A 507-nucleotide genomic window follows, 5' to 3' on the forward strand; every position below is an offset into this window, starting at 1 on the left:
TGTCAGCGTTGTTCACGACGTTGTTCGTGAACTGATGGAAGAAAAGCGCGCCAGCCGTCAGGTGACAGTCCCGGCGGTGATGCTGGAAAAAGTGATAGCGCTGGCAGGCAGTGAAATGAAGCGCCTGTATGCCGTCGGGAGTGAGAACGGGGGCGACGGTGACGCATTCGTCAGGGAGGAACGCAAAGCAATGGACGTTGTGTTACAGGCGCTGGACGGGGAGACGATGTAATGAATATCAGCACAGAAACCCGCGAAATTCTGCGTAATTACAGGGCCGTGATTAATGCGCGGCGTCGTGAAATGGGGCAGAAACCGCTCACCACTGCGCAGATTGTTGATGAAATCTGCGATTTTGTGGCGAATCAGCAGGCTGTTTTCCTGGGCGGTCACTACATCCTTCAGGGCAGCAGACACAGGTGATACAGGACAGGCGGTGGAGGCCGCCTGTCAGCCCGCGCGAAAACCCCTGGCAGGCTGACGCCTGCCGGAAGGGAAGCGGGCCAC

General features: G+C 57.6%; 1 protein-coding gene and 1 pseudogene. Both read left to right on the plus strand.

What is annotated here, in order from left to right; genetic code table 11:
- Nucleotides 1–232, plus strand: a pseudogene (locus BEA93_RS24675) (hypothetical protein); the annotation flags it as partial.
- Nucleotides 232–423: a hypothetical protein gene (locus BEA93_RS24680; protein ID WP_001027514.1), complete on the plus strand. Its 192-nt coding sequence runs from the start codon at nt 232–234 to the stop codon at nt 421–423. The pseudogene BEA93_RS24675 and the gene BEA93_RS24680, both read left to right, overlap by 1 nt.
- The last annotated feature ends 84 nt before the right edge of the window (nt 424–507 follow it).

Origin of the sequence: Escherichia sp. MOD1-EC5950 (assembly GCF_002965345.1) — a bacterium.
In the GTDB taxonomy this organism is placed as follows: Bacteria; Pseudomonadota; Gammaproteobacteria; order Enterobacterales; family Enterobacteriaceae; genus Escherichia; species Escherichia marmotae.

What these genes read in the sequence shown, in the direction of transcription:
- BEA93_RS24680 (WP_001027514.1), top strand. Translation starts at nt 232, where the DNA reads ATGAATATCAGCACAGAAACCCGCGAAATTCTGCGTAATTACAGGGCC.